The organism is Kitasatospora sp. NPDC057223 (genome assembly GCF_042669755.1).
Taxonomy (GTDB): Bacteria; Actinomycetota; Actinomycetes; order Streptomycetales; family Streptomycetaceae; genus Kitasatospora.
Map to the genome: position 1 here is coordinate 1 of NZ_JBHUWW010000275.1, position 3,632 is coordinate 3,632.

Annotated in this window: 3 protein-coding genes; all 3 read left to right on the plus strand. The window is 75.9% G+C overall.

Annotation, left to right across the window (positions count from 1 at the left end):
- The first annotated feature begins 281 nt into the window (after positions 1 to 281).
- Positions 282 to 1,724 carry a hypothetical protein gene (locus ACFUK0_RS39880; protein ID WP_380258943.1) on the plus strand — a complete coding sequence of 481 codons (1,443 nt, stop codon included), beginning with the start codon at positions 282 to 284 and terminating at the stop codon, positions 1,722 to 1,724.
- A gap of 93 nt (positions 1,725 to 1,817) precedes the next feature.
- Entirely contained in the window at positions 1,818 to 2,396 is a 579-nt protein-coding gene (locus ACFUK0_RS39885; RefSeq protein ID WP_380258945.1) for a GtrA family protein, read from the plus strand.
- Positions 2,389 to 3,632, plus strand: a 1,244-nt coding sequence (locus ACFUK0_RS39890) for an ROK family protein (protein ID WP_380258947.1), incomplete at its 3' end; no start/stop codon positions are given. The genes ACFUK0_RS39885 and ACFUK0_RS39890, both read left to right, overlap by 8 nt.

Here is a 3,632-nt window from a genome sequence, read left to right on the forward strand (position 1 = left end):
CCCGACGGGAGTTGACCTCCCGTCGGGCGCGCCCGCAGGGTGAGACGGCCTTGTGAGACACCGAGTCAGTGCGCCAGCATGGGCGCCATGGACCGCCACGCCCACCTGAGCCGTCGACTCGACGTCGACCTGGCCCGGGCGTGCTCCGCGATCTGTCGCCGCGCTGTGTGAACCCAGCGCGGTGACCCCGCCCGGCTCCCTGCCGGGCCCTCTTGTCCTGCCTGCGGGCCGGGCGGTGTGCACCGCCGCACCCACTCACTCGACCCACGGACGGGACACCCATGCGCCTCACCCTGCCCTCGCGCGCCGCCGTACTCGCCGCTGCCGCCCTGCTCGCCGTCGGCGCCGCGTCCCCGGCCCGGGCCGCGCCCGCCTACGGCCCGCTGCCGCCGCACAACCCGTACGCCGGCCCCGACGGCACCGCCACCATGCACGGTGACACCGGCTCCTCGGACGCCACCCCGCTGCCCGGGCCCCGGGCCGGGGCGCTCGCCTCCGACCGGATCGCCCTGCAGTCCGCCTGCCCGACCATCCTGGTCGGCTCGGACGGCTTCCCCGTCGCGCTCTGCACCACGATCTTCGGACTCACCCCGACCGTTCACCTGCTCGACCCCGCCGACGGCGGCTCGCTCACCGAGCTGCCGCTCGCCAAGGGCTCCCTGCTCGGCGGCGTCTACGCCTACCTGGACAACCAGGACCGCCTGGTCGCCGTCGACGGCAACCGCGACCTGCTGCGGATAGCCCACCGCCGGGACGCCGCCGGGCACTGGGAGCTGTTCGTCGACAGCAGGCTCCCGCTGGCCGGCGCCGTCCCCGACGGCGACGCCGTCACCGGGGTCTCGCCCGACTGGCAGGGCCGGGTCTGGTTCGCCACCGGCGGCGGCGTCGTCGGCACCGCCGACGACCGCACCGGCGCCGTCCGCACGCTGGCCCTGCCCGCCGGCGAGAAGGTCGCCAACAGCATCTCCACCGCCCCCGCGGGCACCGCCGTCGCCACCTCGCACGCCACCTACCTGCTCACCGCCGACGCCGACGGCACCCCCCGGGTCGCCTGGCGCCAGGCCTACGACCGCGGCCCTGGCCGCAAGCCCGGCCAGCTCAGCTGGGGCACCGGCTCAACCCCGACCTTCTTCGGCCCGCAGAGCGGCACCGACTACGTCACCATCGTCGACAACGCCGCACCGACCGTGAACCTGCTGGTCTACCGCACCGACACCGGCGCGCAGGTCTGCTCGGTGCCGGTGCTCAGGGCGGGCGGCAGCGGCAGCGAGAACTCGCCGGTCGCCGTCGGCAACGCCGTCTTCATCGCCAGCACCTACGGCTACCCGTACCCGAAGCTGCCGGACGACGCCGGAACCAGCGTGCCCGCCTCCGACAAGTTCTACGGCGGACTCAGCCGGGTCGACGTCCGCCCCGACGGATCCGGCTGCGACCTCAAGTGGGACAACAAGGTGCGCTCCGCCGCCGTCCCCCGGCTCTCCACCGCCGACGGGCTGATCCACACCGTGCTCCGCAACCCCGTCATCCCCGGGACGAACACCACCTCCGCCGTCGACCCCTACTCCTACGCCGAGGTCGACCCGGCGACCGGGGCGGTCGGCCGCACCAAGTACCTGGGCGGCGGCTTCATCTTCGACACCCTGCAGATGGTCGGCTCGATCGCGCCCGGCGGAGTGGTCTACCAGGGCTCCACCACCGGCGTCCTGCGGATCACCGCCGGGTAGCGGGGGCGGGGCGGCGTCCGCGGCACCCGGGTGGCCTGCCACGCCGGTGCCGCGGATTCCGGCTGCGGCCGGGCACCGTGCGAGACTGCGAGAATGCCGTCCCCCACCCAGCGCGCCCTGGCCCGAGTCCCGGCCGGGATGCGCCCGTTCCTGGTCAAGCACCGCAAACTGGTGAAGTTCCTCCTGGTCGGGAGCACCTGTTTCGTCCTGACCCTGGTGGTGAACCTGACCCTCAAGCTCACCGTGCTGGAGCACAAGCCGGTCGTGGCGCTCACCATCGCCACCGTCGTCGCCACCGTCGTCTCGTACGTGCTGAACCGGCAGTGGTCGTTCCGGGCGAACGGCCGCCAGCGCGAGGCGGTGCTGTTCTTCGTGGTCAGCGCGGTCGCGATCCTGGTCAACGACCTGCCGCTGATCGCCTCGCGCTACCTGTTCGACCTGCGCGAACCCGACGTCAGCCCGTTCACGCAGGAGGCCGCCGACTTCGTCAGCGGCATGCTCGTCGGCACCCTGCTGGCCATGGTGTTCCGCTACTGGGCGATGAAGCGCTGGGTGTTCGTGCACCTGACCGAGCGGGCGAGGGCGGCCGAGCAGGCCGAGCAGCCTCAGCAGGCCGAGCAGCCGACGCAGGCCTCCCGGGCGGCCATGGCGGAGGGCTCCGGCGATGCGTGACCAGGACACCCGGCAGCCCGGACCGGCCAGCCAGCAGGGAATGCGCCGGGCCAACCTGGCCCTCGTCCTCGGCCAGATCGCCCAGGGGCCGCGCTCCCGCGCCGACGTGGCCGCCGCCACCGGCCTGACCCGCGCCGCCGTCTCCTCGCTCGCCGAGGAACTGCTCGCGGCCGGCCTGCTCACCGAGGCCGGCCCCGCCGTGCCGAGCGGCCGGGTCGGCCGCCCCGGCACCGCCCTCGGCCTCGCCCCGGACGGGCCCGGCGGCCTCGGCGCCGAGATCGGCGTACAGCACCTGGCCGCCTGCGTGGTGGACCTGCGCGGTGAGGTCCGCAGCTGGCACCGGATGGAGGTCCGCAACCGCGGGCGCCGCCCCGCGACCGTCCTCGCCGACCTGGCCGGACTGCTGCGCCGCGCCGCCGAGACCTCCGGACTGCGCCCGGCCGGGCTGGCCCTGGCCGTCCCCGGGCTGATCGGCGCCGCCGAAGGCATGGTCGAGCGGGCGCCCAACCTCGGCTGGTCGGGGGTGCCGGTCGCGGCCGAGCTGCGCCCGGCGCTGCGCGCGGCCGGCGCGGACGACCTCGCCGCGCTGCCGATCGAGGTCGACAACGAGGCCAACCTGGGCGGGCTGGCCGAACTCTGGCTGGCCGGGCGGCCCGGTGACTTCTTCCACCTGTCGGCGGAGGCCGGCATCGGCTCGGCGATCGTGGTCGGGGGGCGGCTGCTGCGCGGCGCCCGCGGCTTCGCCGGAGAGCTCGGGCACGTGCCGGTGCACCCGGAGGGGCCGCTCTGCGCCTGCGGTGCGAGCGGCTGCCTGGAGCAGTACGCGGGGGAGGCGGCCGTGCTGCGCGCCGCCGGACTGGAGGGCGTGCACGGCGACTGGGTCGCGCTGCTCGCCGAGCGGGCCGAGGGCGGGGACGAGGCCGTCCGGGCCGCGCTGGCCGGGGCCGGCGCGGCGCTGGGCATCGCGGCGGCCGGCGCCGTCAACCTGCTGGACCCGGAGGAGCTGGTGCTCGGCGGCGGCTACGCCGAGCTGGCGCCCTGGCTGCTCCCGGCGATGCGCCGCGAGCTGGCCGTCCGGGTGACGGTGCGACCGTGGTCGGACGACTGGCTGACGGTCTCCGGGCTCGGCCGCCGCGGGCCGCTGCTGGGCGCCGCGGTCGGCGTCGTCCGGGCGATCGTCGCGGACCCGGGGCGGTTCGCGGGCCGCGGCGGCGACGAGGCGCACTGGCAGGCCAC

Bases quoted from the DNA above. Each gene is read 5' to 3' on its own strand.
- ACFUK0_RS39880 (WP_380258943.1), top strand. From the start codon at position 282: ATGCGCCTCACCCTGCCCTCGCGCGCCGCCGTACTCGCCGCTGCCGCC.
- ACFUK0_RS39885 (WP_380258945.1), top strand. From the start codon at position 1,818: ATGCCGTCCCCCACCCAGCGCGCCCTGGCCCGAGTCCCGGCCGGGATG.